General features: G+C 66.8%; 27 protein-coding genes. 11 read left to right on the top strand and 16 right to left on the bottom strand.

Annotated features, from left to right (window positions below):
- A partial coding sequence (locus tag GL279_RS19260; protein ID WP_211371282.1) for a hypothetical protein occupies window positions 1-272 on the bottom strand: 272 nt, incomplete at its 3' end.
- Window positions 273-372: 100 nt separating this feature from the next.
- Here GL279_RS19260 and GL279_RS08105 point away from each other — a divergent pair.
- On the top strand, window positions 373-1404 hold the full coding sequence (locus tag GL279_RS08105; protein ID WP_155064117.1) for an AbrB family transcriptional regulator: 1032 nt from the start codon (window positions 373-375) through the stop codon (window positions 1402-1404).
- 3 nt (window positions 1405-1407) lie between these two features.
- Here the strand turns inward: GL279_RS08105 and GL279_RS08100 are convergent, their stop codons facing one another.
- The 4 genes from GL279_RS08100 to GL279_RS08085 form a co-directional block, all read right to left on the bottom strand.
- The gene (locus GL279_RS08100; RefSeq protein WP_155064116.1) at window positions 1408-1644 is read right to left on the bottom strand and encodes an Lrp/AsnC family transcriptional regulator; all 237 of its coding nucleotides are present in this window, start codon (window positions 1642-1644) and stop codon (window positions 1408-1410) included.
- A 28-nt stretch (window positions 1645-1672) separates the two neighbouring features.
- Window positions 1673-3049 carry an MATE family efflux transporter gene (locus GL279_RS08095; RefSeq protein WP_155064115.1) on the bottom strand — a complete coding sequence of 459 codons (1377 nt, stop codon included), beginning with the start codon at window positions 3047-3049 and terminating at the stop codon, window positions 1673-1675.
- Between the two features lie 73 nt (window positions 3050-3122).
- Window positions 3123-3779 (bottom strand): L,D-transpeptidase family protein, encoded by a 657-nt coding sequence (locus GL279_RS08090; protein WP_155064114.1) that lies wholly within the window; start codon window positions 3777-3779, stop codon window positions 3123-3125.
- Window positions 3776-4957: a MalY/PatB family protein gene (locus tag GL279_RS08085; protein WP_155064113.1), complete on the bottom strand. Its 1182-nt coding sequence runs from the start codon at window positions 4955-4957 to the stop codon at window positions 3776-3778. The genes GL279_RS08090 and GL279_RS08085 overlap by 4 nt, the downstream gene beginning before the upstream one ends.
- A 75-nt stretch (window positions 4958-5032) precedes the next feature.
- Here GL279_RS08085 and def (GL279_RS08080) point away from each other — a divergent pair, with 75 nt between their 5' ends.
- The 4 genes from def (GL279_RS08080) to def (GL279_RS08065) all read left to right on the top strand — a co-directional run bounded on the left by def (GL279_RS08080) (window position 5033) and on the right by def (GL279_RS08065) (window position 7000).
- On the top strand, window positions 5033-5554 hold the full coding sequence (gene def, locus GL279_RS08080) for a peptide deformylase (RefSeq protein WP_155064129.1): 522 nt from the start codon (window positions 5033-5035) through the stop codon (window positions 5552-5554).
- A 37-nt stretch (window positions 5555-5591) separates the two neighbouring features.
- Window positions 5592-6158: a peptide deformylase gene (gene def, locus GL279_RS08075; RefSeq protein ID WP_155064112.1), complete on the top strand. Its 567-nt coding sequence runs from the start codon at window positions 5592-5594 to the stop codon at window positions 6156-6158.
- Between the two features lie 73 nt (window positions 6159-6231).
- Complete coding sequence (locus GL279_RS08070) at window positions 6232-6468, top strand: hypothetical protein (protein WP_155064111.1); 237 nt, start codon at window positions 6232-6234, stop codon at window positions 6466-6468.
- Window positions 6469-6499: 31 nt separating this feature from the next.
- The gene (gene def, locus GL279_RS08065) at window positions 6500-7000 is read left to right on the top strand and encodes a peptide deformylase (RefSeq protein ID WP_155064110.1); all 501 of its coding nucleotides are present in this window, start codon (window positions 6500-6502) and stop codon (window positions 6998-7000) included.
- A gap of 514 nt (window positions 7001-7514) precedes the next feature.
- On the opposite strand, the gene GL279_RS08060 is transcribed toward def (GL279_RS08065), so the two are convergent.
- Window positions 7515-8567: a glycosyltransferase family 61 protein gene (locus GL279_RS08060; protein WP_155064109.1), complete on the bottom strand. Its 1053-nt coding sequence runs from the start codon at window positions 8565-8567 to the stop codon at window positions 7515-7517.
- 22 nt (window positions 8568-8589) lie between these two features.
- On the bottom strand, window positions 8590-8904 hold the full coding sequence (locus GL279_RS08055; protein ID WP_155064108.1) for an antibiotic biosynthesis monooxygenase: 315 nt from the start codon (window positions 8902-8904) through the stop codon (window positions 8590-8592).
- Between the two features lie 186 nt (window positions 8905-9090).
- On the opposite strand from GL279_RS08055, the gene GL279_RS08050 reads away from it, so the two are divergent.
- From GL279_RS08050 to GL279_RS08030, 5 genes are all read left to right on the top strand, one after another.
- The gene (locus GL279_RS08050) at window positions 9091-9654 is read left to right on the top strand and encodes a DUF1269 domain-containing protein (protein WP_155064107.1); all 564 of its coding nucleotides are present in this window, start codon (window positions 9091-9093) and stop codon (window positions 9652-9654) included.
- Between the two features lie 120 nt (window positions 9655-9774).
- Window positions 9775-10521: a monofunctional biosynthetic peptidoglycan transglycosylase gene (gene mtgA, locus GL279_RS08045; RefSeq protein WP_155064106.1), complete on the top strand. Its 747-nt coding sequence runs from the start codon at window positions 9775-9777 to the stop codon at window positions 10519-10521.
- Window positions 10522-10619: 98 nt separating this feature from the next.
- The gene (fzlA, locus tag GL279_RS08040) at window positions 10620-11306 is read left to right on the top strand and encodes an FtsZ-binding protein FzlA (protein WP_155064105.1); all 687 of its coding nucleotides are present in this window, start codon (window positions 10620-10622) and stop codon (window positions 11304-11306) included.
- On the top strand, window positions 11287-12330 hold the full coding sequence (gene queG / locus GL279_RS08035) for a tRNA epoxyqueuosine(34) reductase QueG (RefSeq protein ID WP_155064104.1): 1044 nt from the start codon (window positions 11287-11289) through the stop codon (window positions 12328-12330). The genes fzlA and queG overlap by 20 nt, the downstream gene beginning before the upstream one ends.
- Window positions 12327-13292: a DMT family transporter gene (locus GL279_RS08030; RefSeq protein ID WP_155064103.1), complete on the top strand. Its 966-nt coding sequence runs from the start codon at window positions 12327-12329 to the stop codon at window positions 13290-13292. The genes queG and GL279_RS08030 overlap by 4 nt, the downstream gene beginning before the upstream one ends.
- 3 nt (window positions 13293-13295) lie before the next feature.
- Here GL279_RS08030 and GL279_RS08025 read toward each other — a convergent pair whose 3' ends face one another.
- From GL279_RS08025 to cysQ, 9 genes are all read right to left on the bottom strand, one after another.
- A complete protein-coding gene (locus tag GL279_RS08025) occupies window positions 13296-14690 on the bottom strand; it encodes a hypothetical protein (RefSeq protein ID WP_155064102.1) in 1395 nt (464 codons plus the stop codon).
- A 1-nt stretch (window position 14691) separates the two neighbouring features.
- A complete protein-coding gene (locus GL279_RS08020; RefSeq protein WP_246175232.1) occupies window positions 14692-16404 on the bottom strand; it encodes a beta-1,6-N-acetylglucosaminyltransferase in 1713 nt (570 codons plus the stop codon).
- Window positions 16401-17324 carry a glycosyltransferase family 2 protein gene (locus GL279_RS08015; protein ID WP_425495600.1) on the bottom strand — a complete coding sequence of 308 codons (924 nt, stop codon included), beginning with the start codon at window positions 17322-17324 and terminating at the stop codon, window positions 16401-16403. Before GL279_RS08015 ends, GL279_RS08020 begins: the two co-directional genes overlap by 4 nt.
- A gap of 109 nt (window positions 17325-17433) precedes the next feature.
- A complete protein-coding gene (locus tag GL279_RS08010; RefSeq protein WP_155064101.1) occupies window positions 17434-18699 on the bottom strand; it encodes a glycosyltransferase family 4 protein in 1266 nt (421 codons plus the stop codon).
- A complete protein-coding gene (galE, locus tag GL279_RS08005) occupies window positions 18689-19687 on the bottom strand; it encodes a UDP-glucose 4-epimerase GalE (RefSeq protein ID WP_155064100.1) in 999 nt (332 codons plus the stop codon). The genes GL279_RS08010 and galE overlap by 11 nt, the downstream gene beginning before the upstream one ends.
- A 2-nt stretch (window positions 19688-19689) precedes the next feature.
- Complete coding sequence (locus GL279_RS08000; protein ID WP_211371280.1) at window positions 19690-20580, bottom strand: UTP--glucose-1-phosphate uridylyltransferase; 891 nt, start codon at window positions 20578-20580, stop codon at window positions 19690-19692.
- 149 nt (window positions 20581-20729) lie between these two features.
- Complete coding sequence (locus GL279_RS07995; RefSeq protein WP_155064098.1) at window positions 20730-21935, bottom strand: glycosyltransferase family 2 protein; 1206 nt, start codon at window positions 21933-21935, stop codon at window positions 20730-20732.
- Complete coding sequence (locus GL279_RS07990) at window positions 21935-22735, bottom strand: 3-deoxy-manno-octulosonate cytidylyltransferase (RefSeq protein WP_155064097.1); 801 nt, start codon at window positions 22733-22735, stop codon at window positions 21935-21937. Before GL279_RS07990 ends, GL279_RS07995 begins: the two co-directional genes overlap by 1 nt.
- 4 nt (window positions 22736-22739) lie before the next feature.
- Window positions 22740-23537, bottom strand: coding sequence for a 3'(2'),5'-bisphosphate nucleotidase CysQ (cysQ, locus tag GL279_RS07985; RefSeq protein WP_155064096.1), 798 nt, complete (start codon window positions 23535-23537; stop codon window positions 22740-22742).
- A gap of 182 nt (window positions 23538-23719) precedes the next feature.
- Between cysQ and GL279_RS07980 the strand changes: the two genes are divergently transcribed.
- The gene (locus GL279_RS07980) at window positions 23720-24541 is read left to right on the top strand and encodes an ABC transporter permease (protein ID WP_155064095.1); all 822 of its coding nucleotides are present in this window, start codon (window positions 23720-23722) and stop codon (window positions 24539-24541) included.
- The last annotated feature ends 41 nt before the right edge of the window (window positions 24542-24582 follow it).

The raw sequence follows: 24582 nt of genomic DNA, 5'->3' as shown, positions 1-24582 counted from the left end.
CCCGAATTTTCCCAAACTTCCCAGGTACTTCCCGGTCCGTCCGTCCCGTCCGACGCTGCCGCCGTTTCGGTGAGGCGGTATCTAGGCCCCACAAACCAAACCCGCAAGTGAAAAAATGAAGGGAGACATGAAATTTGTCGCAATATACTGATTTTCTTACGCAAATTCGTCACGAAACTGACGCGATTTCGTAGCAGGCGCAGCAGGGCCGCCCGTCGTTCACCCGCCGCGCTAGCCCGCTGCCCGGCCAGAATTTCGCGTTTTCCCAGCATTTGCTGGCTTCGGCGCGCCAGAATCGTCGATTCCCGGCATGGGCCGGTTTGACATGCCCTGCCGCCAAGGCAACAAACCCGCAAACCGGACCGGACCAAGATGCCCCTCCTTTCACGCCGTTTGCTGACCTTCACGCTGGCCGCGCTGGGTGGCGCGGTCTTTCTGTTCCTGCACCTGCCGCTGCCATTGCTGCTGGGACCGATGCTGGCCTGCCTTGTCGCGGCGCTGCTTGGCGCGCCGCTGGCGGGGGCCGGCGAATTCGGCATCATGATGCGAACCATCCTTGGCGTGGCGGTCGGCGCCGCGATCACCCCCGAGGTTCTGGCCGGCCTGCCGGACATGGCGCTGTCGCTCGCCTTCGTGCCGCTGTTCGTCGCCATCATCGCTGCCATTGGCTATCCGCTGTTCCGCCGCGTCTTTGGCTTTGACCATGCCACCGCCTGGTATGGGGCCATGCCCGGCGGCCTGCAGGACATGCTGGCCTTTGGTGAGGAAGCCGGCGGCGACATCCGCGCGCTGTCCCTGATCCATGCCACGCGCGTTCTGGTCATCGTCACCGTGGCGCCGCTGCTGATGACGCATTACTGGCAGATCGACCTGTCGCAGCCGCCCGGCGCGCCGCTGCGCTCGGTCGCGCCGCATGAGCTGGCGCTGATGGCCGTCTGCGGCATCGCCGGCTGGAAGATCGCCGCGCGGATCGGGCTCTTCGGCGCCTCGATTCTGGGGCCGATGATCCTGACCGCCGTTCTGTCGCTGACCGGGCTGATCCAGCACCGCCCGCCGGCCGAGATGATTCAGGCGGCGCAATTCTTCATCGGCATCGCGGTCGGGGCTAAATATGCCGGCATCACCTCGCGCGAGCTGCATCAGGCGGTGGTCGCGGGCCTTGCCTATTCGCTGATCCTTGCCGGCATCAGCCTCGTCTTCATCGAGATCATCATGCAGCTGGGGCTGGCGCCGGCGCTGGACGCCTTTCTGGCCTTTCTGCCCGGCGGTCAGGCCGAGATGATCGTCATCGCCATCATCGCCGGGGCCGATCTGGCCTATGTCGTCAGCCACCACCTGCTGCGGATCGTGCTGGTGATCGTGCTGGCGCCGGTGGCGGCCCGGCTGTTCGCGCGGGGTCGCTAGCTCTTAGAATGCCTTGAAGGTCATCGTGGTCAGGGTGCGCACGATATCGGGGATGTCGAACAGGTTCTCGGCCAGAAAGCGGCCGACATCCTGATCCTCGGGGATATAGACCTTGGCCAGCAGGTCGTATTCGCCCGAGGTCGAGTAAAGCTCGCTGACGACCTCGCGGTCATAGATCGCCTCGGCGACCTCATAGGTCTTGCCGGGCGTGCAACGGAACTGGACGAAAACCGGGCGCATGGCGAACCTCCTTGGCTGTGGCCAGACCCTAGACCGCCGGCTTGCGCCGGGTCCAGTCCCCGCGCGCATATCCGCGCCAGAAGCGGCGCATCATCAGCACCGCCGCAAGGCTCAGCCCGACGACCAGCCCGATCCACAGGCCGGCCGGCCCGACACCCAGACCAAAAGCCACGCCATAGGCCACCGGGATGCCGACCAGCCAATAGCTGATCACCGCAATCACCATGGGCACGCGGGTGTCCTGCACGCCGCGCAACAGCCCCAGACCCACGACCTGCATCGCATCCATCAGTTGGAACAGCCCGGCATAGAACAGCAGCCCCGCCGCGATGGCGATGATCGCCGGCGTCTCGGGATGGGTCGCGTCCAGATAAAGCCCGACCAGCTGGCGCGGGAACAGCTCGAAGGCCGCCACGGCCAGCAGCGCCCAAAGCACCGAGACCGCGATCACCGTCACTCCGGCATCGCGCATCCCCTGCCCGTCGCCCCGCCCCTTTGCCTGCCCGATCCGCACCGTGGCCGCGTTCGACATGCCCAGATGCAGCATGAAAGTGATCGAGGCCAGTTGCAGCGCGATGCCATGCGCCGCCAGCTCGCGCGTGCCGATCCAGCCCATCATCACGTTCGAGCCGACGAACAGCCCGCCCTCGGCCAGCATGGTCAGGCCAATCGGCATGCCCAGCAGAAAGACCCGCCGCAGCTCGGCCCAGTCCGGCCGCCAGAAGCGCTGGAACAGGTGATATTTGCGCGCAACCGGCAGCCATGCCGCATAGGCCAGCAAAGCGGCAAGCTGCAGGTATTGCACAAAGACCGCGACGATGGCCGCGCCGCGCACGCCCAGTTCCGGCGCGCCCCAATGGCCAAAGATCAGCGCCCAGTTCAGCACGATGACCAAGGGCAGCCCGGCCAGCGTGACCCACAGCACCACCTGCGTGCGCTCCATCGCGGCAAGATAGCTGTTCAGCGTCAGCTGGCACAGCACCGCCACCAGACCAAAGCCGGCGATGCGCAGATAATCCTGCGCCAACTGCGCCACCGCAGGCGCCTGCCCGATCGCCAGCAGGATAGGCCCGGAATGCCACATCAGCGGGATGACCAGCAGCGCAAAGCCTATCGACAGCCACAGCGCCATCCGGGCCGAGCGGCGCACCTCGACCTCGTCGCCGCGCGCGATGGCCGTCGCGATCAGCCCCATGACGCCGATGCCAAAACCCATGCCCATGAAGAACAGGATGTGAAAGAACGAGGTGGCGATGACCAGCGCCGCCAGCTCATTCACCCCATACCAGCCCAGCATCACCGTATCGGCAACGCCGATGGCCATGCGCGACAGGTGACTGCCGACCAGCGGCAAACCCAGCGCCAGCGTGGCGCGCAGATGCGGAAGATAACGGGCAAGGATCATGCGCCTGCCTTATCCTTGGGCAAGGATCAGAACAAGATGTCCAGACATATTCCGCCGGGTCACGGTATTCGGGTCAGGGCCGGATCTCGACCGGGGTGCCGATGCGGGCCTGGGCAAAGACCTCCTCGATCTCGGCATTGCTCAGCGCGATGCAACCGGCGGTCCAGTCGCCCTTGGCCCGAAAGCCCTCGGGGACCTGAGGCGGCTGGCCATGGATCATGATATCGCCGCCGGGATCGACGCCAGCCTTGCGCGCCGCCTCGCGGTGGCGCTTTTGCGGATAGTCCAACCCCAGCGACAGATGAAAGCTGCTCTGCCGGTTCAGCCGGTCGATGCGGAACTTGCCCTCGGGCGTGCGGCCATCGCCCTGCCGGCCCTTGTCGCCCGAAGGCGCAAAACCCAGCGCGATGTGGAAATGCCGAGGCGGGCCGTCACTTTGCCAGACGGTCATGCGCCGGGCACCCTTTTCGATCAGGATGCGCTGGATCGGCGAGACAAGCCGGGTTTCCGGCCGTGGCAAGGGCGCGCGCCCCGCACCGGGATCAGGTGCGGGTCCGGGCGGCTGCCGGGGCCAGCCGAAATCGGGCAAACGCAGTTCCGGCCAGTGCCATCCCGCCGTGGGCGGCAAGGGCTGGCGCTGGGGCGGCCGCGCCGGCGCCCAGATCAGCCATAGCCCCCACAACAGCGCCATGATGCAAAGGGCCGAGAACAGCCCCGCCCACCGCCTCATTGCAGATCGCCGAACGCCTCGCGCAGCCGCTGCACCGCCTCGGCCACCCGCGCCCGCGGCGTGGCAAGGTTGAAGCGCATGAAGTCCTCGCCGCCGGCGCCAAAGCTGGGGCCGTGGTTGGCCGCGATGCGGGCGTCACGTTCGACCCGCGCGGTGAACTCTGGCCGGGACATGCCGGTGCCGGCGAAATCGACCCAAGCCAGATAGGTCGCCTGCAACGGCATCGAGCGCAGGCCCGGAATCGCCGCCACCCCGGCGTCAAAGACCTGCCGGTTGCCATCCAGATAGCGCACCAGCGCATCGACCCATTCCGCGCCTTCGGGCGAATAGGCGGCGGCCACCATGTTCAGCCCGAAGAGCCCCGGCGAGATGCCCAGCGCCGCCATCCGCCCCTGCACCACCCGGCGCAGCGCCTCGTCGGCGATGATCATGTTGCCGATATGCGCCCCGGCGATGTTGAAGGTCTTGGTCACGGCGGTCATCGTGATCAGCCGCGGGGCCGCCTCGGGGCAAAGCCGTGCCAGCACATGATGGCGATGGCCCGGCATCACCAGATCATGGTGGATCTCGTCCGAGATCAGGATCAGGTCATGCGCCTCGCAAAAGGCCACGACCTCGCGCAACTCGCCCTCGGTCCAGACCCGGCCGCCGGGATTGTGCGGCGAACACAGGATCAGCATCCGCTCGCGCCCGGTCATCAGGCCGGCCCATGCCTCCCAGTCCATGCGGTATTCGCCATCGGTCAGCGCCAGCGGGAATTCCGTCACCTCACGCCCGGCCGCGCGGGTGACGCGGGCAAAGGCGTGATAGACCGGCGTCATCAGGATGACGGCATCGCCGGGCTGGGTCAGGGCATCGACGCAGATGCCGACCGCATTGACCAGCCCATGCGCGGTCAGGATCCAGTCGGGCTCGACCGTCCAGCCGTGCCGGTTCGCCATCCACCAGCGGATCGCGTCCAGATAGGCGCGGTTCGCGCCCGGATAGCCATAGACGCCATGCGCCGCGATTCCCTCGACCGCGCGCTGCACCGAGGCCGGCGGCCGGAAGTCCATGTCGGCCACCCACATCGAGATGCCGTCCCCCGGAGCCACGCCATAGATCGCCTGCATGTCGTCCCATTTGGAACAGGCCGTGCCGGTGCGGTCGATGATCTCGTCGAAATCGGTTTGTGTCATGGGCGCCTCGCTTTCAGTCCGGCGCCAGCATAGCGGCTTGTTGCGCAACGCCAAGGCTTGGCCTAGATCATGGCCATGACATTGCGCAGCATCATCCTTCACCCCGATCCGCGGCTGAAAAAGCCCTGCGATCCCGTGGCCCGCATCACCCCCGAGATCGAGACGCTTGCCGCCGACATGCTGGCCACCATGTATGACGCGCCCGGCGTCGGGCTGGCCGCGCCGCAGGTCGGCGTGCTGTCGCGGCTTTACGTCATGGACTGCAACAAGGACCCCGAGGCCGAGCCGCAGCCTATCGTCATGGTCAACCCCGAGATCACATGGACCTCGGAGGGGCTGAACACCTACGAAGAGGGCTGCCTGTCGATCCCCGACCATTATGCCGACGTGACCCGCCCCGCCGAGGTGCGCGTGCGCTGGCTGGGTCTGGACGGCAAGACGCATGAACGTGACTTCGAGGGGCTCTGGGCGACCTGCGCCCAGCATGAGATCGACCATCTCGACGGGCGGCTGTTCATCGACTACCTCAGCCCGATCAAGCGCCAGATGATCACCCGCAAGATGGTCAAGCTGAAGCGCGAAAAGGCCCGGGCCTGATCGCCATGGCCGCATCCAGCGTTCCGCCCCGATCGCGATGGTGAGGCCGCTGACACCACAGGACCGCGCCGGCGCGCCGCGCCCGCCAGCCCCGGCCGCGCTGGCCGCTGCGGGCCGGGTGCGCCCGGTCCTGCTTTATCCCGACCCGATGCTGCGCCGTATCTGTGAACCGGCCGGCCATCTGGCATGGGCGCCGCTGCAGCAACTGGCGGCGGACCTGCTGGCCACCATGTATGCCGCCCAAGGCCGGGGTCTGGCCGCGCCGCAGATCGGCGCATCCAGCCGGATCTTCGTCATGGATGCCGGGTGGAAATCCGGGCAATCCTCGGCCCGCATCATCCTCGACCCCGAGATTTTGGAGACCAGCGCCGAAACCGACATCCTGACCGAAGGCTGCCTGTCGATCCCCGATCAGCCGCTGCGGGTGCGGCGGCCGGTGCGGATCGTGCTGGGCTGTTTCGACCTGATGGGCAATCATCACCGCCTTGCGCTGGACGGAATCGAGGCGCGCATCGCCCAGCACGAGGCCGACCACCTTGACGGCCGTCTGATCCTTGACCATGAGGGTGAGGACCGGCAGGACGCCGGGGTGGCAAATAACTAAAACTCGACGGGTTAACCGCTTGTTGGCGGATGCCGTGGCATGATCCCGCAAATGGATCTGCCGGGGGGCGCCGATGCTGTTTTCGCTGCTGTCCGGTTTTGTTCTGGGATTTCTCATGGCCTGGCGCTGGCTGCCGCGTCGCGCGCCGGCGCCGCGACCCGCGCATGAATGGGCCGCCTTTGGGCAGCCCGCCTGCCGCATCCCGGCGGCGGGTCCGGGGCCGGTCGCGCGCGACGGCTGCGTGAAACCCGGCGCACAGGCGCCGCCCGACCTGCGCCCGGGGCGGATTTACCTTCATTCGCCGCCGTGATAGCGGCGGGGCATCTGCAACAGGCTGCCCGATGACCGTTCGTCCCTTCCTGCCCTATTCCGACCGTCGCCTGCACATCCCGGCCGAGCCGGTGAGCGCGATCACCGAAACCGTGCGCATGATCTGGGACGACATGATCGACACCATGGACGCCATGCCCGGCGTCGGTCTGGCTGCGCCGCAGATCGGCATCATGCTGCGTCTGGCGGTGGTAGATGCCTCGGACAAGCGCGGGCAGGCGGTGCGCATGGCCAATCCCGAGATCCTGCACGCCAGCACGCAGATGCGCCCGCATGACGAGGCCAGTCCGAACCTGCCCGGGGTCTTTGCCCGGATCGAGCGGCCGCGCGCGGTCACCGTGCGGTTCCTGAACGATCAGGGCGAGATCGAGGATCGCGATTTCGTCGGCCTGTGGGCCACCTCGGTGCAGCACCAGATCGACCATCTGGATGGCAAGACCTATGTCGACCACCTCTCGCCCCTGCGCCGCAAGATGCTTGTGGCCAAATCGGCCAAGCTGAACCGGGGCTGATCGGGACCTGCTCCGGGCGCGGCGCCGGGCACCACGTCGAGGCGTTCCGGTGGGGGGTGATGCCCAGCTGAGCGTTACCCCGGCCCCGTCGTTCCGTGGTCCATGCCGGGCGCAGCACCCATGCTTCCCCCATCGCATGAAGCCGCCGGGGCAGCCAATCGCGCTGGGATGAAGCTTCGGCGACCGGAGCGGGGCACCTGCTGGCTCGTGTTCTGCCCCGAAGTCGCCGAGCCCGGCGGTCCGCCCTTGGAGCGCATTCACGGCTCACGGCTCACGGCTCACGGCTCACGGCTCACGGCTCACGGCTCACGGCTCACGGCTCACGGCTCACGGCTCACGGCTCACGGCTCACGGCTCACGGCTCACGGCTCACGGCTCACGGCTCACGGCTCACGGCTCACGGCTCACGGCTCACGGCTCACGGCTCACGGCTCACGGCTCACGGCTCACGGCTCACGGCTCACGGCTCACGGCTCACGGCTCACGGCTCACGGCTCACGAACCCCTGCCTGCCTCAGTCGAACAGATCAAGCGTCGCGGCCAGATCGCGCCAGTCCAGCGTGAAAAGGCTGTCGCCGCCCTCGGCCACCAGCAGGGCAAAGCGCTGCTCCAGCCGGTCGGCCAGTTGCTTGAGCGTCGCGGCCACCCGCTCGGGCGGCTGGATCGGCACGATGGCCGCGCCGGGCGGCGCCACCATGATGCCATGCGCAAGATGGCTGCCCTCGACGCCCACGATGGCACGGGCGGCGCCACAGGCCTCGATCAGCTCGTCGGCGGTGGCTTTCAGCGGGTCCATGACCAGAAAGCCGCGCTCGGCGGCCAGCCGCTCGGCCAGCTCGGTCTCGTTCTGCAACAGGCGCAGATCGCCCCCCGTGCCGCGCAGCAGGAACACCCCCGGCACCGGCGCCGGATCGCGTCCGGCCAGCAATTGCAGGCGCAAGGCGCGCTGGCGCAGGCCCTTGCTCAGGTTGTTGCCCAGATCGTCGAACAGCACCATCTCGTCGAAATGCACGTCCCCGGCGATCCGGCCCGGATGCACGCCGGCCAGTTCCTCGTAGCGCGCGGCATGGCTGCCCGGACGCGGCGCCGGGGCGGTGGTCATGGCCATGCCGGTCGTCTGCGCCAGCTGCGAGGCGACCAGCGCATCCATCAGCCAGCTGCCAAACCAGCGGTTCGTGGCCCATGTCTCGTAAAGCGCACCGCGGATCGCCTGCCGGGGCCGCAGCGCCAGCCCGAACTTGCGCTTGCGCCGGTTCAGGTGCAGCTCGGCTGCGCCGTGATACAGCACGCCATCGACCAGATCGACGTCGCGAAACCGCCAGGCCATGGTCGGCGCCTCGGCTGCCTCGCCGTCACGGGTCAGCGCCTCGATGGTCGCGGGCAGGCTGGCAAAGACGCTGGCCTTGATGCGCTCGACCTGACCCGGCAGCGCCAGCGAGGGATGGAAGCGCAGCACCGAGCCGGGCGCCTCTTCCCAGCGCTCGACGGCGCCGGCGTGGAAATCCGGCATCGACCGGCCGACAAGGCGCCGCAGCCGGGCGCGATAGGGACGAAAGGGATTGATCATCGCTGGGGTCTTTCGGCGCGGGTCAGCTACGTTCGGCGGCGCGGCCCTCGACCAGCACCGGCTGGAACATACGCTTGCTGCGGCTGGAGCGCATCATCGGGTTGATCAGCTCGATGCAGCGCCGGTAATGCGCGCTGGCGCGATGGGCGTCCAGCGCCGCCTCATCGGCAAAGATCTCGTAGCAATAGAACAGGTTCGGGTCGTCCTGATCGCAAAGCAGGTCAAAGCGGATATTGCCGGGCTCGGTCCGCGCGCCCTCGCAATTGATGCGGAACGCCTCGACAAAGGCCTCGCGCTGACCGGGCAGGACCTCGATCTGAACAAGCTGGATCAGCATGACACACCCTCTGAAAACACTTGCGCACCATTTGGCACCAGCCGGGACCAGAATGACAAGACCCAAAGCCCGCCAAAATCCCGTCTTGCCGCGCAAGCGGCCGGAACGCATGGTCGCACCGGGCGTTTCGCCCATAGGCGGGCCCGCATCCTGCGGCGCCGCGACCGAACCATGAAAGAGGTTCCCATGTCCGACCTGCTTGTCATCGCCTTCGACGACGAGGCCACCGGCTTCGAGCTGCGCAGCGAACTCGTGAAGATGCAAAAGGAATACCTGATCGAACTCGAGGATGCGGTGGTGGTCACGCGCCCCTCGGCCGATGACATCCAGTTGCATCAGGCGGTCAACCTGACGGCAGCAGGGGCGATCGGCGGCGGGTTCTGGGGCACGCTGGTCGGCCTTTTGTTCCTGAACCCGCTGATCGGCGCAGCGGTGGGCGCAGCCTCGGGCGCGCTGGCCGGGCGGCTGTCGGATGTGGGCATCGACGATGATTTCATGCGCCAGCTGGGCCAGACCATCCCGCCCGGCGGCTCGGCCGTCTGCATTCTGGTGCGCAAGATGACCGCCGACAAGGTGCTGGCGCGGATCGAGGGCTTTCACCTGCGCGGGCGGGTGCTGCAAACCTCACTGCCCGATGCCGAAGAGGAAAAGCTGCGCGAGGCCTTTGCCGGCGGCAAGCTGGGCGAGGCGCTTGGCGTACCTGCCGCCGACAGCGCCGCGGTGCCGCCGGTTCCCGCGCCGGGGGCCTGATCCCGCCGCCCGCCAGACGCCGCCGCAACCGGGGCGCGGCGGCACCGTCGGGGCGGGGCGGGATCGCGCCATGCGTGTCAGAGCTTGACGCAATGGCCGTGGCCGTGACAACAGGCGGCCATGGCCCGTCGCAGCGACACTCTGGACCCGATCGAGGCGCCCGCCCCCGCCGGGGCGCGTGGTCGCCTGCGCCCGTTGCGGCGCGCGGCGCGCTGGTGCTGGCGCTGGACGCGCTGGATCGGGCTGCGGCTGCTGGCGCTGATGTTCGTGCTGGTGTTCCTGTTTTCCTTTATCAACCCGCCGACCACCTGGACCATCATCGTGGGCCAAAGCGAATATCCCGGTAAAGAACGCGAATGGACCGATATCGACGACATCGCCCCCGATATGGTGCGCGCCGTGGTCGCCGCCGAGGATGCCAATTTCTGCGCACATTGGGGCTTTGACATGAGCGAGATCCGCAAGGTGATCGCCTCGGGGTCGTCGCGCGGTGCCTCGACCATCACCCAGCAGACGGCCAAGAACGTGTTTCTGTGGCAGGGCCGCAGCTGGCCGCGCAAGGTGATGGAAACCGCCTATACCCCGATGCTTGAGGCGCTGTGGTCCAAGCGGCGCATCGCCGAGGTCTATCTGAATATCGCCGAATTCGGACGCGGCGTGTTCGGCGTGCATGCGGCGGCGGCCTATTACTACAAGACCACGCCCGACAAGCTGACCACGGCGCAGGCGGCGGCGCTGGCCTCGATCCTGCCCGCGCCGCGCGAACGCAACCCGCAGACCGGCTCGGCGCGCACGCGCGGCATCGTGTCGGGCATCCGCACCATTCAGGCCGACGGGCGCGACGCCTGCCTTGTGCTGCAGCATTGATCCGCCAGCCGCTGCTCAGGGCCGGGCCATGACTGTTGAAACCCCGGTGCGCGCGGCGTATCAGACGGGATAGTCCGCGAAAGACCGGTTTCCCCCAAATGAACAATTCCTCGCATTCCACCATTCGCCTCTATCACATCGCGCTGTCGCCCTTTTGCCGCAAGGTCCGGCTGGTGCTGGCCGAAAAGCGAATCGAGGTCGAGCTGGTCGAGGACCGCTTCTGGGAGCCGGGCTCGGAAATCCAGCGCCGCAACCCGGCCGGCAAGCTGCCGGTGCTGCGCATGGATGGCCGCCTGCTGGCCGAAAGTCAGGCGATCTGCGAATATCTGGACGAAACCCACGCGCATCCCGCGCTGATGCCGCATTCGGCCATCGACCGCTACGAGGTGCGCCGGCTGTGTTCGTGGTTCGACGACAAGTTCAACGCCGAATGCACCCGTCCGGTGATGAACGAACGCGTGTGGAAAAAGGTCATGCGCGCCGGCTATCCCGATTCGCGCACCGTCAAGGCAGGGCTGTCGGCGATCCGCTATCATATGGATTACATGAAATCCCTGCTGGAGCATCGCCGCTGGCTGGCGGGTGACGTGATGACGCTGGCCGACTTCACCGCCGCCGCGCATATATCGTGCCTTGACTACATCTCGGACGTGGACTGGACGCATTCCTCCGAGGTGCAGGAATGGTATGCCAAGATCAAATCGCGGCCCGCCTTCCGCAGCCTGCTGGCCGATCACCTGCCGGGGGTGCATCCGGCGCCGCATTATGCGCTCCTGGATTTCTGATCCGGTCGAGATCCGGGCGCAGCTTGAGGTGCAGGCACGGGCCGAGGGTTTCTCGGCCCTTGGCATTTGCGCCCCCGATGCGGCGCCCGAGCTGCCGAAACGGCTTGCGGCGTTTCTGGCGCAGGGCCACCACGGCGACATGGGCTGGATGGCCGAGCGCACAGAGTGGCGCGCCTCGCCCCAAAACCTTTGGCCCGAGGCGCGTTCAGTCATCATGCTGGCCGAGCTTTACACCCCCGAGCATGACCCGCTGGAGATCATCCGCCACAAGGATCGCGGCGCGGTCAGTGTCTATGCGCAGGGCAAGGATTACCACGATCTGGTCAAGAAGCGACTGAAACGTCTTGGTGGCTGGCTGGTCGGGCTGACCGGAGCCGAGATCAAGGTCTTTGTCGACACCGCCCCGGTCATGGAAAAGCCCCTGGCGCAGGCGGCGGGACTGGGCTGGCAGGGCAAGCACACCAATCTGCTGTCGCGCGATCTGGGCAGCTGGTTCTTTCTGGGCGCAATCTTTACCACGCTGGACCTGCCGAAAGACGCCCCCGAGACCAGCCACTGCGGGTCTTGCCGCGCCTGTCTGGACGCCTGCCCGACCGGCGCCTTTCCCGCGCCCTATCAACTGGACGCGCGGCGCTGCATTTCCTATCTGACCATTGAGCACAAGGGCCCGGTCGATCCCGAATTGCGGCCCCTGCTCGGCAACCGCATCTATGGCTGCGACGATTGCCTGGCCGCCTGCCCGTGGAACAAGTTCGCCCAGGCCGCGACCGAGCTGCGCTATCACGGCCCGCATGGCGGCCCGGCGCTGGCCGAGCTGGCACAGCTGGACGATGCGGGTTTCCGCGCGCGCTTTGCCGGCAGCCCGATCAAGCGCATCGGCCGCGACCGTATGGTGCGCAACGTGCTTTACGCCATCGGCAATTCGGGGCTTGCGGATCTGCGCCCCTTGGCCGAAGCCTTGCGCAACGACACCGATCCTGCCGTTGCCGATGCTGCGGCATGGGCCTGCCAGCGGATGCCATGACCCCGAACGCCCCGATCCCGCAGATCCCCGCGCCGCCCAGCCCCCTGCGCGGCGTCATTTTCAAATGCTGCAGCGTCGTGGTGTTCACGCTGATGGCCACGCTGATCAAGGCCACCTCGGAATCCGGGCTGGGCGTGCCGCCGGGCCAGCAGGTGTTCTTTCGGTCGTTCTTTGCCATCCCGGTGATCCTGATCTGGATCGGCTGGCGGCGCGAGCTGGCGGTCGGGCTGCGCACCCACCGCCCGATCGGGCATTTCTATCGCGGGCTGGTCGGCACCGCCGCCATGGGGCTGGGCTTCTGGGCGCTGTCGCTGCTGCCCCTGCCCGAGGTCACGGCCATCGGCTATGCCGCACCGCTGCTGACGGTGATCTTTGCCGCCATGTTCCTGAATGAGGAAGTGCGGCTGTTTCGCATGGGCATGGTCGCGCTGGGGTTGATGGGCGTGGTGATCGTGCTGTCGCCGCGTCTGTCGACGGGCACGGACATGAGCTACAAGGAAACCCTTGGTGCGGTCGTCACGCTGGCCGGGGCCAGTTGCACCGCCATGGCGATGATCTTCGTGCGCAAGCTGGTGCAAGAGGAACGCACCTCGGCCATCGTGTTCTGGTTCTCGGTCACCTCGACACTCCTCAGCCTGCTGACGCTGCCCTTCGGCTGGGTGATGCCAGATGCCAAGACCGCGGTGCTGCTGGTCACCATCGGGCTTCTGGGGGGACTGGGGCAGATCCTGCTGACCTCGGCCTATCGCTATGCCGATGCCTCGCTGGTCGCGCCCTTCGAATATGTCTCGATGCTGCTCGCCATCGTGATCGGCTGGACGATCTTTTCCGAGGCACCCACCGCGACCATGCTGGCCGGGGCGGCACTGATCATGGCGGCAGGCATCCTGATCATCTGGCGCGAACGCCAGCTGGGGCTCGAGCGATCCCGCCAGCGCAAGGCGATGACGCCACAGGGCTAGGCGCTAGGGCTGGCCGGGGAAGCCAAAGGCGACGTAATCGCGCAGATAGGCCTTCCTTGTCGCGGCGCGCAGTTTCTGGTCGCGCAGAAAGTCGGGAAAGGGCTCGGGGTCGGGCAGTTCCGCCGGCGCCTTGATCCCGGCGCTTGCCGCCAGCCAAGACAGGTCGCGCGCCAGATCGCTTTCGCGCAGCACCATGTCCGGCGCGCCAAAGCGGGAAAATCCGGCCAGAATCTCGGACTGGCTGGCCCAGCCGGGATAGGTCGGCAGCGTGGTCTGGCCGTTCAGGTTGCGGCGCAGGAAATCCAGAAACGCCTCGAACAGCTCGGCCAGCCGGTCCTCGGACAGCCCGGCCAGCGCATCCTCGGGCGGCAGCGGCACGCGGTGGATCTGGCGCATTAGCGCGCGCAGTTCGGTATTCTTGCCCGCCATCAGCGACCGGAACGCCGCCCATGCGCGCGGAACCGGATGGCGCAGGATGGTAAAGCTGCGATGCCCGGTATGGTCGCGCTTCCATTGCCGCAGCCCGGCTTGATTGAGGCTGTCCGAAACCTCGGCCATCGCCCTGAGCCAGCCCATGACCAGCGCCGAGGGCCCGCCCTTGATCGGCATGAACACCAGCCCCTTGCCCGCCTCGCAGGCGGCAAAGCTGGGCACGTTCGGTCCCTTGCGCGGCTCGAAGTTCGGGATCTTGCGCAGCATGAACGGATCAAGCTGCGCCAGCTCGGCCTGCATCTCGTCGAAATTGCTGACCTTTGCGGCCAGTTCGGTCGGATTTTGCGGCACCTGGTCGCTGGCCGGCTCGACCCGCTCCAGATCGGTGCGGCCCAGCCAGTGCAACAGCCCGGTCATCACGCCCGCGTCGCGCAGGTCCTCATAGCCCAGCCAGAAGGCGGACTGGCCGCTGACCTGCAAGCGGTGCTGCACCTTCAGGTGAAACTCCTCGACATCGCCGACCACCCGCCGGAACTCGGCGCCGTCGAAATGCGCGGCGGCGGGGATCGGGGTCTCGGTCTCGTTCAGCTTCCACTGGTTGGTGGCCCGCGCCAGCGCGGTCGAGACATAGCTGTCGACCGGGTTACGGGTCAGCACGATCTTGGCGCAGGCGCGGTCGTCCATGATCGCGTCAAAGACGCGCGGATCATGGTCGTGGAAATAGCGAAACCCCGGCAGGTGGTTGGGCTTGTCCCACAGCGCCCGCAGCAGCAGATGCGGATCGGCCTCGCGCTCGGCCCGGGTCACGCCCTTCAGCTCGTCCTTGTCGGGCCAGCCCATCATATAGGGGTTGAAGGCCTCGCCAAAGCAGGTGACGCGCTTGACCGCGTTCAACGTCGCCTCAAGCAGGTTCGAGCCGGTGCGCATCTCGGCAAAGATCACGAATCGCTGGAAATTCTGGGTCATGTCAGTCGGATCCTTGGGGCGGCGAGGCGGCGACAACGGGGAAATCCCCCATCAGTTGAGGGCGCAGGCCGGCATTGCGCAAGCGTTGCAGGAACCGCCCCAGCCCGGCGATCCCGCGCATTTCGGGCAGGTTGGCCACCAGATCGGGATCTGTGCCCAGATCGCGCAGCACCGGGCGCAACGCATCGGCGGGCCGGGCGCAGAAATCGGCCAGCTGCCAGATCCGCGTCCGGGCCTTGAGCCAGACCGAATTCAGGATGTCGATCTGTTGCAGCTCGGTGCGCTGCAGGATCGCGGCGACGCGGCGGATGTCGTCGAAGGGCATCCCCGAATGCAGCAGCGGCACCGCCCATGCGCCGGTGATGACATGGATCTGGGCATTGGGATCGGTGGCCATGAACCAGTTCAGATGCTGCTGGTCCCGCGGGCTGTATTGCATGACCTGCGTGCGGTCGGAAATGCGGATCAGGTTGGCGACAAAGCCGCGCACATCCATGTCGCGCAGTTGCGCGCTGGTCGACAGCCCGCCGGGGCCGATCGGCCCGCGCCCGGCAAATTCGGCGCCATGCTGGGCCATCAGATGGCCATGCACATCGGCATCGACGCGTTCGGCCAGCCATGCCTCGAAATCGGGGAACAGGTCGGAAAAGCCTTGCAGGACCATGTAGCTGGCCGAGGTCTTGCCGTTCTCGCAATCCTTGCGCGGAAAGCGGCTCTGCATGTAAAGCCCGGGCCGCCCCAGCCTGCGGCGCGCGACCGCCTGACCGATCACCCGGTCCAGCCGCTCGGGCTGCGGCTCGGCCGCCGAGGGGGCATCCTGCACCGGCCGGGGGAAATGCGCATATAGCGCCGCGGCGTCGGGCCAGATCTTGCGCGCCACGAAACAGCGCGATTGCTCAAGCATCTGCCGGTGGTCGTCGTAGAACACATAGGGTTTGCCCTGATCGTCGAACTTGCTCAGCGTCAGCGAGCGGCTTTCGATGCGCATGGAATGGCGCCGGGCCAGCGTCTGGAAATAGCTTTCATCCGGGATCCAGACCCGGCTGAAATAGCGGTCGAACTCGGGCCGGCGCGGGTCGGTCAGGACGGATTGCAGCGTGCTGCGCGTCAGGCACCACCATTGCGAACCCAGATGCGGCACCAGCCCGTCGGGGATGCGCCGCCTGAGCTTCCAGCGGCGCTGGAAATCGACATAGCGGTCAAAGAGCTTGCGCTGCCGGCGATAGGCAAAGGGGAAACGCAGGGTAAAGCGTTCCTCGTTCAGCCCGCCCACGGTCCAGCCGACATCCTCGGCGGTGACGCTTTCGATGAAATCCCGCGTCGGATGCTGCGCCAGAAAGGCCATCAGATCCGCCACCGGCCGCAGAGGCAGGCACGAGCCCGAGACGGTCATCACATGCGTCAGGTCAGGACATTCCGCCAAGAGCACGCTGGCCGCATCCAGCGTCGCCCGCACCAGGCTGAAGGCACCCCATTCGCAGGAATGGCGCGGCGTATGAAACACCCGCTCATAGCCCCGCAGATCGGTCATCATCGTCGCCAGCGCGACCGGGGCCACCTTGGCATCGACATGGATCGCCACCGCCGCCCCGCCCTCGGCCCATGTCCGCGCCATGCGCGTGGCGATGGGCACCTGATCGTGGCACAGCATCACCACCCCAAGGCGCACCCCCTGCCCCTCGGGCGCGGCGCTGGCTGCGGATGCCCCGGTCATGCCCAATTGCCCTTCGAGATCAGGCCCAGATCTTCGAGCTGGCGCCAATCCTCGTAATGGCGCGATTCCTCGCACCACAGATCGACGTTCTCCTGCAGGCCCTGATGATAGGCGACATATTCCTGACTGTCGGAATAATGCTGGCGGCGGGTCAGCTCTTCGCCGGCCTTGGCCACGAAAGTGGACAGGAACTTGGCATGCAGCAGGCAACCCGAGGCGCGTTCGCCGCCATCCTCATCATAGACGACGTTGAGCGAGCGCGGCAGCAGCATATGGGTCGAACTGACATAGGCGTAACCCTTTTCCCAGCGCACCAGCGGGATCTTGTTCAGCGCCGGCCCCTGCTCGGGGTCTTCGGCAAAGAACACCCGGCCACGCGGGCCGCCCTGAATCCACAGGTTCCAGTATTCGCCATTCTTGCTGATGGTGTAATTGGCCGGGTCGAACCAGTCGGCGATGCGGAACGGGTCGCTGCCCTCGGCATAGGGGCGTTCGTGCAGAGGCCCCTTGGGATACATGTCCAGCAGCATGGCCGAAAAGCTCTTGATCGCCGAGGCGTCCAGCCAGTCGGTCAGCGCCTTCAGCGGTCGGGAATCGTGATGCGGATAGATCAGGAACTCGTCGGGGTCGACGGTCAGGCACCAATGCCCGCTGCCATAGCGGTGCAACAGCCAGTTCATCCAGTCCATGCCAAAACGCGAATCCTTGTAGCTGGCATGGGTCAGCCAGACCGAGACATCGGGCTGTTCGGCCAGATATTCGCGCCCGCCATCGGTCGAGCCATTGTCCACCACAAGGAAATGCCGGATGCCCAGCCGGCGGTAATAATCCAGAAACCACGGCAGACGGATCTTTTCGTTCCGCATCGACATGAACAACAGGATATCGCCCGGCCGGATGCGCCGGGTGCGGTTCTGCACCGGCCTCAGCCGCCGACGACGGCGGATCGCCCGGGCCAGCAGATACTGCCGGCGGGCGCGGAGGCGCAGTTTTCGGCGAAGGGTTCTGAACGGGCGTGGCACGGCTAGGTCATTTTCCTTCCGGCATAGCGCCAAGCGATGCCGGCTGCAATCTTGCCCGCATAAGGCGATCCACCTGCGCGAAATGGCTGCTCCAATCCGGCACCGGATGCGGCGCCAGCCGCAGGGGCAGCGCCGCCGCCAGCAGCGCGATCGCCGCCGCCCATGCCCGCGGATCGTCGGGCGACAGATAGCGCGCGTAATCGCCCAAAAGCTCGCGCGCGGCGGGCAGCGGCGCGCAGATCACCGGCACGCCGCGCCCGGCGGCCTCGGTCAGGGGCAGGCCATAGCCTTCGGCCCGGCTGGGCAACAGCAGGCCATGGCTGCGCTCCAGCAGCGCCGCCACGGCGCCATCCGGCAGCCCGTTCATCTCATGGATGCCGGCCGTGGGCGGCAGGCTGTCCAGACGGGCAAAGGTTTCGTGGTTTTCCCAGCCGCGCCGGCCAATGATGAACAACTGTGGCAGCTGCGCGGGCAGCAGGCGGCGGGCCAGCTCGGCCCAGGCATCCAGCAACAGCGCATGGTTCTTGCGCGGCTCGATGGTGCCGATGGTCACAAAGAACGGCCGGCTCAGATCCAGCCCCGCCGGGATCGCCGCCGGATCGGCCGGGTTCAGCCGCGTACCGATCGGGGCCGGCACCACCGCCGCACGCTCGGGCAGATGCAGCGCCTTGCGCCAGCGCAGCACATCGTCCCGCGTCGCCTGCGAGATGGTCAGCACCAGATCCGCCTGCCCCAGCGCCGCCACCAGCCGCTCGCGGAACTTGGCCGACTGGCCGGCGCGGGTATATTCGGGATGATCCAGCGGGATGGTGTCATGGATCAGCACCACCCGCGACAGCGGCGCCAGCCCCGACCACAGTGGCTGCAACAGGTTGGAATGGCCGACGTTCAGATAGGTGGCAGGGCCCAGCCGGGCCTCAACGGCGCGCGCCATGCCCCGGCCGCGGGCATCGCTGGTGCGGATCGACAGGCGGCGCAGCGCGGCCTCGGCCCGGTGGCGGGGCCGGTCGCGATGACGCAGCCGCGCCAGCCAACCCGGCGCCGGCAGATCCGACAGATCGCCCGAACTCCAGCGCAGCAGCGCCGCGCCGGCGGCAGACGGCAACAAAAGCTGCCGCCGGCCAACGCGGGCCAGCAGCAGATGCGACCGGCCCGAGCGCTGCAAATGCGTCAGCCATTCGGCCTCGACCCGGTCGATGCCCGTGGCCGGGCCTTGGCCCAGCCGCGAGATCAGGCGTGAAACATCCAGCAGCAGCGCCGGATCAGCGGGCATAACCACCGTTCTGGTGCCAGCGCCAGGCATCGGCGACCATCTGCTGCATGGTCGAACGTGCCGGGTTCCAGCCCAGGACCGAGATGGCCTTTTCGCTGCCCGAAACCAGCTTGACGGCATCGCCGCCCCGGCGCGGGCCGTCCACCATCGGCACCGGCCGGTTGGTGACATGGCGCGCCTCGGCCACGACTTCGCGGACCGAGAAACCATTGCCGGTGCCCAGACAGAACACCTCATGCCCGCCATCGGCAACCTTGCCGTTCAGCAGGTGGCGCAGGCCCAGCACATGCGCATCGACCAGATCCATGACATGGACATAGTCGCGGATGCAGGTGCCGTCCGGCGTCGGGTAATCGGTGCCATAGATGGTCAGCGCCGCGCGCTTGCCGTCCACGGCGTCCAGAATCAGCGGGATCAGATGGGTTTCGGGCTGGTGGAATTCGCCCACCTCGCCATCGGGATCGGCACCCGCCACGTTGAAGTACCGGAAGATCACCGACTTCAGCCCATCCGAGGCGCCAAAATCCTTCAGCATGTCTTCGATCGCGCGTTTGCTGGCGCCATAGGCGTTCAGCGGCGTCTGAGGGGTGTTTTCGTCCAGCACCACGCCGTCATGATCGCCATAGGTGGCGCAGGTCGAGGAAAAGACGAAGTTCTTCACGCCCGCCGCCAGCGTCGCCTCGATCAGGTTCAGCGAGGCGCTGACATTGCCGCGCCAGTATTTGCCCGGCTCGCGCATGGCCTCGCCGACCTGGCTCAGCGCGGCGAAATGCATCACCGCGATGGGCTTGTGGATCGCAAAGACCTCATCCAGCCGGGCGCGGTCCATCAGGTCGCCCTGCTCGAAGGGACCGAACTTCACCGCGTCGCGCCAGCCGGTGCAAAGATTGTCATAGGTGACCGGCTCGAAGCCGGCCCCACGAAGTGCCTTGCAGGCGTGCGCGCCGATATAGCCCGCCCCCCCGGTCACCAGAACCTTTTGCGTCATGGTTATTCGGCGGCTTTGCGCATCGCCATGACATCGGCAAGATAGTCGCTGAACTCGTCCTTCAGCTCATCGCGGGCCAGACCAAAGGCCACGGTCGCCTGCAGGAAGCCGGCTTTCGAGCCGCAGTCGAACCGCTGCCCACGGAAGCGCAGGCCGAACACGTCGCGACCTTCCTCGATCTCGTCGGCGATGGCATCGGTCAGCTGGATCTCGCCGCCGGCGCCCTGTTTCAGCTTGTTGAGGTTGTCCATGACCGTCGGCGCGAGCACATAGCGGCCGATCACGGCCAGATTCGACGGCGGGTTTTCCTTGGGCTTTTCGACCATGCCCTTGGCGCGGACGATGGCGCCCATGTCCTCGGCCACGTCCAGAACGCCATAGGATTTGGTCTTGTCCAGCGGCACTTCCATGGTGGCGACCATGGTGCCGCCGGTTTCCTGATAGGCCTCGATCATCTGCTGCAGGCAGGGCGGCTCGCCCATGATCACGTCATCGGTCAGCACCACGGCGACCGGTTCGTTGCCCAGCAGGCGGCGCGCGCACCACACGGCATGGCCCAGACCCAGAGCCTTGTGCTGGCGGACATAGGCGATGGCGCCCGAATCCATGTTGGTCGAGCGCAGGATCTCCAGCAGATCGGTCTTGCCGGATTTCTTCAGGCTCGATTCCAGCTCATGCGCGTGGTCGAAATAGTCCTCAAGCGCGCCCTTGCCGCGCGAGGTGACAAAGATGAACTCCTCGATCCCTGCGGCGCGGGCTTCGTCAATGGCGTATTGAATCAGCGGGCGGTCGACCAGCGTCATGATCTCTTTCGGGACGCTTTTCGTGGCGGGCAGAAAACGGGTTCCGAGTCCGGCGACCGGGAAGATCGCCTTGGTGACTTTACGGCTCATCAATATTGTCTCCTGATGTCGGCGCCATTTTGACAGAGCTTATCCTGCTTTGCCATTACTTGCGCAATAATCACTTAAGAAACTGCTTGGTTCACTTAAAAGACCGAAAAACCGGGCTTGGGCAAGTAAATTGGCGACTTCCCGCCTATCTAACGCCGCAGTGCGGCAAAAATCCCCCGTTCGCGGTCGATTCGGGCCCGCAGACTGCCCGGCAGCAGGGCAGGATCGCCCGGCCGCGAAGGCCCCCAAAGACCGCCGCGCTGCTCCCACCAGCCGCCCGCGACAAGGTGCAGGCGATGGCGCAAGATACCCGGCGTCAGCAACAGCAACGTGACCAGCCGCCCCTCGGCCACAGCGCGGGCGGCGCGGGCGCGCAGGGGGCCGGCCTGCCAGTGCCAGCCGGCCAGAAACAGCAGGTGCGCCGGCCGGCGCGGCAGCTCTTGCCAAGGCGGCGGCGCCCCTTCAGGCCAGAGGGGCGGGCACGGCACCTGCGCCGGCGCCTGCGCCAGCCCCCGGTCCAGCGTGCGCAGCACTGGGCCGACCGCCAGCGGATCCAGCCGGCCCGCCACCATCAGCCGCAGCAGGCGGCGGCGCTGCGCCTCGCGCAGCCAGGCGGCGCTGCCGCCATGGCGCGCGGCAAAGATCGCGGTCGAGCGGCCGATGGCCGTCAGGTCATGCGGCACGCCGGGTGCGGCGCGCGAGGTGCCGGCGGCCAGCCCGTGGATGACCTCGGCCCCCGGCACCACAGCGGTCAGCCCCTGCGGATGGGCAGCGGCAAGGCGGCGGTTCACGTCGCTTTCGTCCAGATGATAGGAAAAGGCCGGATCGAAGCCACCGATCGCCAGCAGCGCCGCACGGCGAAAGGCGCAATTGGTGCCAAGGGTGCTGACCGGATCACCCTGCCCGCCCGGGCCCAGCAGCGCCGCGCGCGGCGGCAGCGGCCGGCTGCGCCCCGAGGCGTCGATGCGCTCGGCCCTGACCTGCCAGTTCAGCCCGTCGGGGCCGCGGGTAAAGCCCGCAGCGGCGATGACGCGCGGATCGGCAAAGGGCGCCAGCAGTGCCCCGACCCAGCCCGGCTCGGCCAGCGCATCATCGTCAATGAACAGCACCACCTGCCCCGCCGCCTGCGCCAGCCCGGCATTGCGCGCGGCCGAGATATTGGCCTCGTCAAAACCCACCCGCTTGATCGGCAGGTCCGGTCGCAGGTCCAGCGCACCGGGATCGGCGACAAGGATCAGCTCGAACGGGTGATCCTGCCATTCCAGCGTCCGCAGGCAGCGTTCAAGCGAATCGCGACGATGGCGCGAGACGACGATCACGCTGGCTCGCAGCGCGCCGTCGTCCAACTCGGGCATCAGGCGAGGCCCATGCGGGCCATCATCGCCTCCAGCTTGGGCACGTCCGAGGGGTTGTTCAGCTCCCAGAACTCGCGACCCCGCGCCTCGACCTCGACGCAGAGGATGCGGCGGCCGCGTTCAAGGAAACGCAGCTGTTCCAGCCCCTCCAGCACCTCCAGCCGCCCCTCGCCCCAACCGGGATATTCGGCCAGCGCCGCCGGGCGATAGGCATAGACGCCGACATGGTGAAACACCGGCGTCGGGTCCGAAGGCCCGAAATCGGCCGCCGCAAAGGGGATGACCTCTTTCGAGAAATAAAGCGCCAGCCGGTCATGACCAAAGACCGCCGTGGTGCCGCCGACCCGGCCCGCAACGCGGTCCGCAATCAACTCCGAGCGCATGTCGCCCGAACAGCGCAGCACCGGCGTCGCCACATCGGCCACGGCATCGGCGCGCAGGCCCGCGACCAGATCCTCGACGAACCAGGCCGGGGTCAGCGGCGCGTCACCCTGCAGGTTCACCACGATCTCGGGGGTCAGGCCGAGGCTGGCCACGGCCTCGGCGCAGCGTTCGGTGCCATTGCGCGCCGTGGTCGAGGTCATCGCGACCTCGGCCCCGAAGGCTGTCGCATGTTCGGCGATGCGCTCATCATCGGTGGCGACAATCACGCGGTCGATGCCCTGCACCTGCTGCGCGGCCTCCCAGCTGCGGCGGATCAGGCTCAGCGCCTCGCCGGTGGCGCCGCGCAGTTCGACCAGCGGCTTGCCGGGATAGCGGGTCGAGGCATGGCGGGCCGGGATGACGATGACGACCGACATGGGATCAGTCCTTTGCCAGCAGCACGCCCGGCGCGAAGGCGATGAAGAACGGGTTTTCAAAGCCCGGCTTGCCATAGGTCAGGTCGGTGTGATCGTCGAAACGCACGACCTTGCCGCCCGCGCCGCGCAGCACGGCATCGCCCGCCGCCGTGTCCCACTCCATCGTGCGGCCCAGACGGGGATACAGATCCGCCTCGCCGGTCGCGACCAGACAGAACTTCAGCGACGACCCGGCCGAGGTCATGTCGCGCACGCCATAGCGGGCGATATATTCATCGGTGGCCGCATCGCGATGCGATTTCGAGGCCACCACCATCAGAGCGCGGTTGTCGGGCATCGAGTTCACGCCGATAGCCACCGTTTCGCCCGGCTGCGGGCCGAAGGGCGCCTTTTCCTCGACCGCGCCGCCCTCGGCCAGCGTATAGAACAGCCGGTCCTTGGCCGGGGCATAGACCACGCCAAAGCGCGGCACGCCGTTTTCGACATAGGCGATGTTGACGGTGAAATCGCCGCGCCGCTGCACGAACTCCTTGGTGCCGTCCAGCGGATCGACGATCAGAAAGGTCGACAGGCTTTGCCCGTGCGTCGCGGCCTGTTCCTCGGTCACCAGCGGGACACTGGGAAATGCCGCGCGCAACCCCGCCGAGATCAGCGCATCCGCCGCCTCATCGGCCTCGGTCACCGGCGAGGCGTCCGATTTCGAGCGCACCTCGAAATCCTCGGCGCCATAGATTTTCATGATCTCGTCACCGGCCAGCAGGGCGAGGCGGCGCATTTCGGAAATCAATTGATCGAATTGCATTGGTTTTCCTTGGGGTCGCGAGCGGCCGGATGTGCGGCGGCGATTGAACTGGGAACTTCGGTTTCTTATGATGCCAGCGACCGCGCAGGGCAAGCACCCCGCGCCACACCGGCCAAACGGCCCGGCAAGGCAAGACGGCAGCGGTCGCAAGCACGGCCCCAGGATCAGGAACGAACCCCGCAATGTTTGCTCAGCGCCGCAACCGCAACATGCTCGAGGCCGGGTTCACCACCCTGTCGCTGATTTACCACATCACCGCCAACAACCTGCGCAAGGGCCAGCGCAACGCCGTGGTCGGTCTGCTGATGACCGTGGCGCAGGCGCTGGTGATGATCGCAGGCTTTTACCTGATGTATATCATCATGGGCGTGCGCAAATCGCCGATCCGTGGCGATTTCATCGTCTATATCATGACCGGCATCTTCATGTTCATGGCCCATACCCAGGCCATCGGCGCGGTGGCCGGCGCCGGCAGCCCGACCAACCAGATGATGAAACACGGGCCGATGAACACGGCGGTGATGATGGCGGGCGCGGCGCTGGCGGCGCTTTACCGGCAGACGTTTTCCTCGATCGTGGTGCTGGTGGCCTATAACTACCTGGTCCAGCCCATCCACATCGACCGGCCGCTGGCCTGCTATGGGATGCTGCTGATGGCGTGGTTCGCGGGCTGCTGCATCGGGCTGATTTTTCTGGCATTTCGACCGTGGTGGCCGCAGGGCGCGCAGGTGCTGACCAGTTTCTATCAGCGCATGAACATGATCTTCTCGGGCAAGATGTTCGTGGCCAACACCCTGCCGGTCTATCTGCTGCACGCCTTTGCGTGGAACCCGCTGTTCCACATCATCGACCAGACGCGCGGCTTTGCCTTCATCAACTATTCGCCGCGCAACTCATCGCTGGCCTACCCGATCTATTGCATCGTGGCGCTGCTGATGATCGGGCTGATGGCCGAATATGTCAGCCGCAAATCGGTGTCGATCTCGACGCTGGCGGGGCGCTGACCGGGTGCGGATCGGGCGCAGATTCTGCTTGCGGCTCAGCT

The sequence above is a fragment of the Paracoccus limosus genome, assembly GCF_009711185.1.
Lineage (GTDB): Bacteria > Pseudomonadota > Alphaproteobacteria > Rhodobacterales > Rhodobacteraceae > Paracoccus > Paracoccus limosus.
Note: the sequence above shows the minus strand (reverse complement) of the source record. Positions and strands in the feature narration are given on the sequence as shown.

What these genes read in the sequence shown, in the direction of transcription:
- GL279_RS08105 (WP_155064117.1), top strand. Translation starts at nt 373, where the DNA reads ATGCCCCTCCTTTCACGCCGTTTGCTGACCTTCACGCTGGCCGCGCTG.
- GL279_RS08100 (WP_155064116.1), bottom strand. Translation starts at nt 1,644, where the DNA reads ATGCGCCCGGTTTTCGTCCAGTTCCGTTGCACGCCCGGCAAGACCTAT.
- GL279_RS08095 (WP_155064115.1), bottom strand. Translation starts at nt 3,049, where the DNA reads ATGATCCTTGCCCGTTATCTTCCGCATCTGCGCGCCACGCTGGCGCTG.
- GL279_RS08090 (WP_155064114.1), bottom strand. Translation starts at nt 3,779, where the DNA reads ATGAGGCGGTGGGCGGGGCTGTTCTCGGCCCTTTGCATCATGGCGCTG.
- GL279_RS08085 (WP_155064113.1), bottom strand. Translation starts at nt 4,957, where the DNA reads ATGACACAAACCGATTTCGACGAGATCATCGACCGCACCGGCACGGCC.
- def (WP_155064129.1), top strand. Translation starts at nt 5,033, where the DNA reads ATGACATTGCGCAGCATCATCCTTCACCCCGATCCGCGGCTGAAAAAG.
- def (WP_155064112.1), top strand. Translation starts at nt 5,592, where the DNA reads ATGGTGAGGCCGCTGACACCACAGGACCGCGCCGGCGCGCCGCGCCCG.
- GL279_RS08070 (WP_155064111.1), top strand. Translation starts at nt 6,232, where the DNA reads ATGCTGTTTTCGCTGCTGTCCGGTTTTGTTCTGGGATTTCTCATGGCC.
- def (WP_155064110.1), top strand. Translation starts at nt 6,500, where the DNA reads ATGACCGTTCGTCCCTTCCTGCCCTATTCCGACCGTCGCCTGCACATC.
- GL279_RS08060 (WP_155064109.1), bottom strand. Translation starts at nt 8,567, where the DNA reads ATGATCAATCCCTTTCGTCCCTATCGCGCCCGGCTGCGGCGCCTTGTC.
- GL279_RS08055 (WP_155064108.1), bottom strand. Translation starts at nt 8,904, where the DNA reads ATGCTGATCCAGCTTGTTCAGATCGAGGTCCTGCCCGGTCAGCGCGAG.
- GL279_RS08050 (WP_155064107.1), top strand. Translation starts at nt 9,091, where the DNA reads ATGTCCGACCTGCTTGTCATCGCCTTCGACGACGAGGCCACCGGCTTC.
- mtgA (WP_155064106.1), top strand. Translation starts at nt 9,775, where the DNA reads ATGGCCCGTCGCAGCGACACTCTGGACCCGATCGAGGCGCCCGCCCCC.
- fzlA (WP_155064105.1), top strand. Translation starts at nt 10,620, where the DNA reads ATGAACAATTCCTCGCATTCCACCATTCGCCTCTATCACATCGCGCTG.
- queG (WP_155064104.1), top strand. Translation starts at nt 11,287, where the DNA reads ATGCGCTCCTGGATTTCTGATCCGGTCGAGATCCGGGCGCAGCTTGAG.
- GL279_RS08030 (WP_155064103.1), top strand. Translation starts at nt 12,327, where the DNA reads ATGACCCCGAACGCCCCGATCCCGCAGATCCCCGCGCCGCCCAGCCCC.
- GL279_RS08025 (WP_155064102.1), bottom strand. Translation starts at nt 14,690, where the DNA reads ATGACCCAGAATTTCCAGCGATTCGTGATCTTTGCCGAGATGCGCACC.
- GL279_RS08020 (WP_246175232.1), bottom strand. Translation starts at nt 16,404, where the DNA reads ATGACCGGGGCATCCGCAGCCAGCGCCGCGCCCGAGGGGCAGGGGGTG.
- GL279_RS08010 (WP_155064101.1), bottom strand. Translation starts at nt 18,699, where the DNA reads ATGCCCGCTGATCCGGCGCTGCTGCTGGATGTTTCACGCCTGATCTCG.
- galE (WP_155064100.1), bottom strand. Translation starts at nt 19,687, where the DNA reads ATGACGCAAAAGGTTCTGGTGACCGGGGGGGCGGGCTATATCGGCGCG.
- GL279_RS08000 (WP_211371280.1), bottom strand. Translation starts at nt 20,580, where the DNA reads ATGAGCCGTAAAGTCACCAAGGCGATCTTCCCGGTCGCCGGACTCGGA.
- GL279_RS07995 (WP_155064098.1), bottom strand. Translation starts at nt 21,935, where the DNA reads ATGCCCGAGTTGGACGACGGCGCGCTGCGAGCCAGCGTGATCGTCGTC.
- GL279_RS07990 (WP_155064097.1), bottom strand. Translation starts at nt 22,735, where the DNA reads ATGTCGGTCGTCATCGTCATCCCGGCCCGCCATGCCTCGACCCGCTAT.
- cysQ (WP_155064096.1), bottom strand. Translation starts at nt 23,537, where the DNA reads ATGCAATTCGATCAATTGATTTCCGAAATGCGCCGCCTCGCCCTGCTG.
- GL279_RS07980 (WP_155064095.1), top strand. Translation starts at nt 23,720, where the DNA reads ATGTTTGCTCAGCGCCGCAACCGCAACATGCTCGAGGCCGGGTTCACC.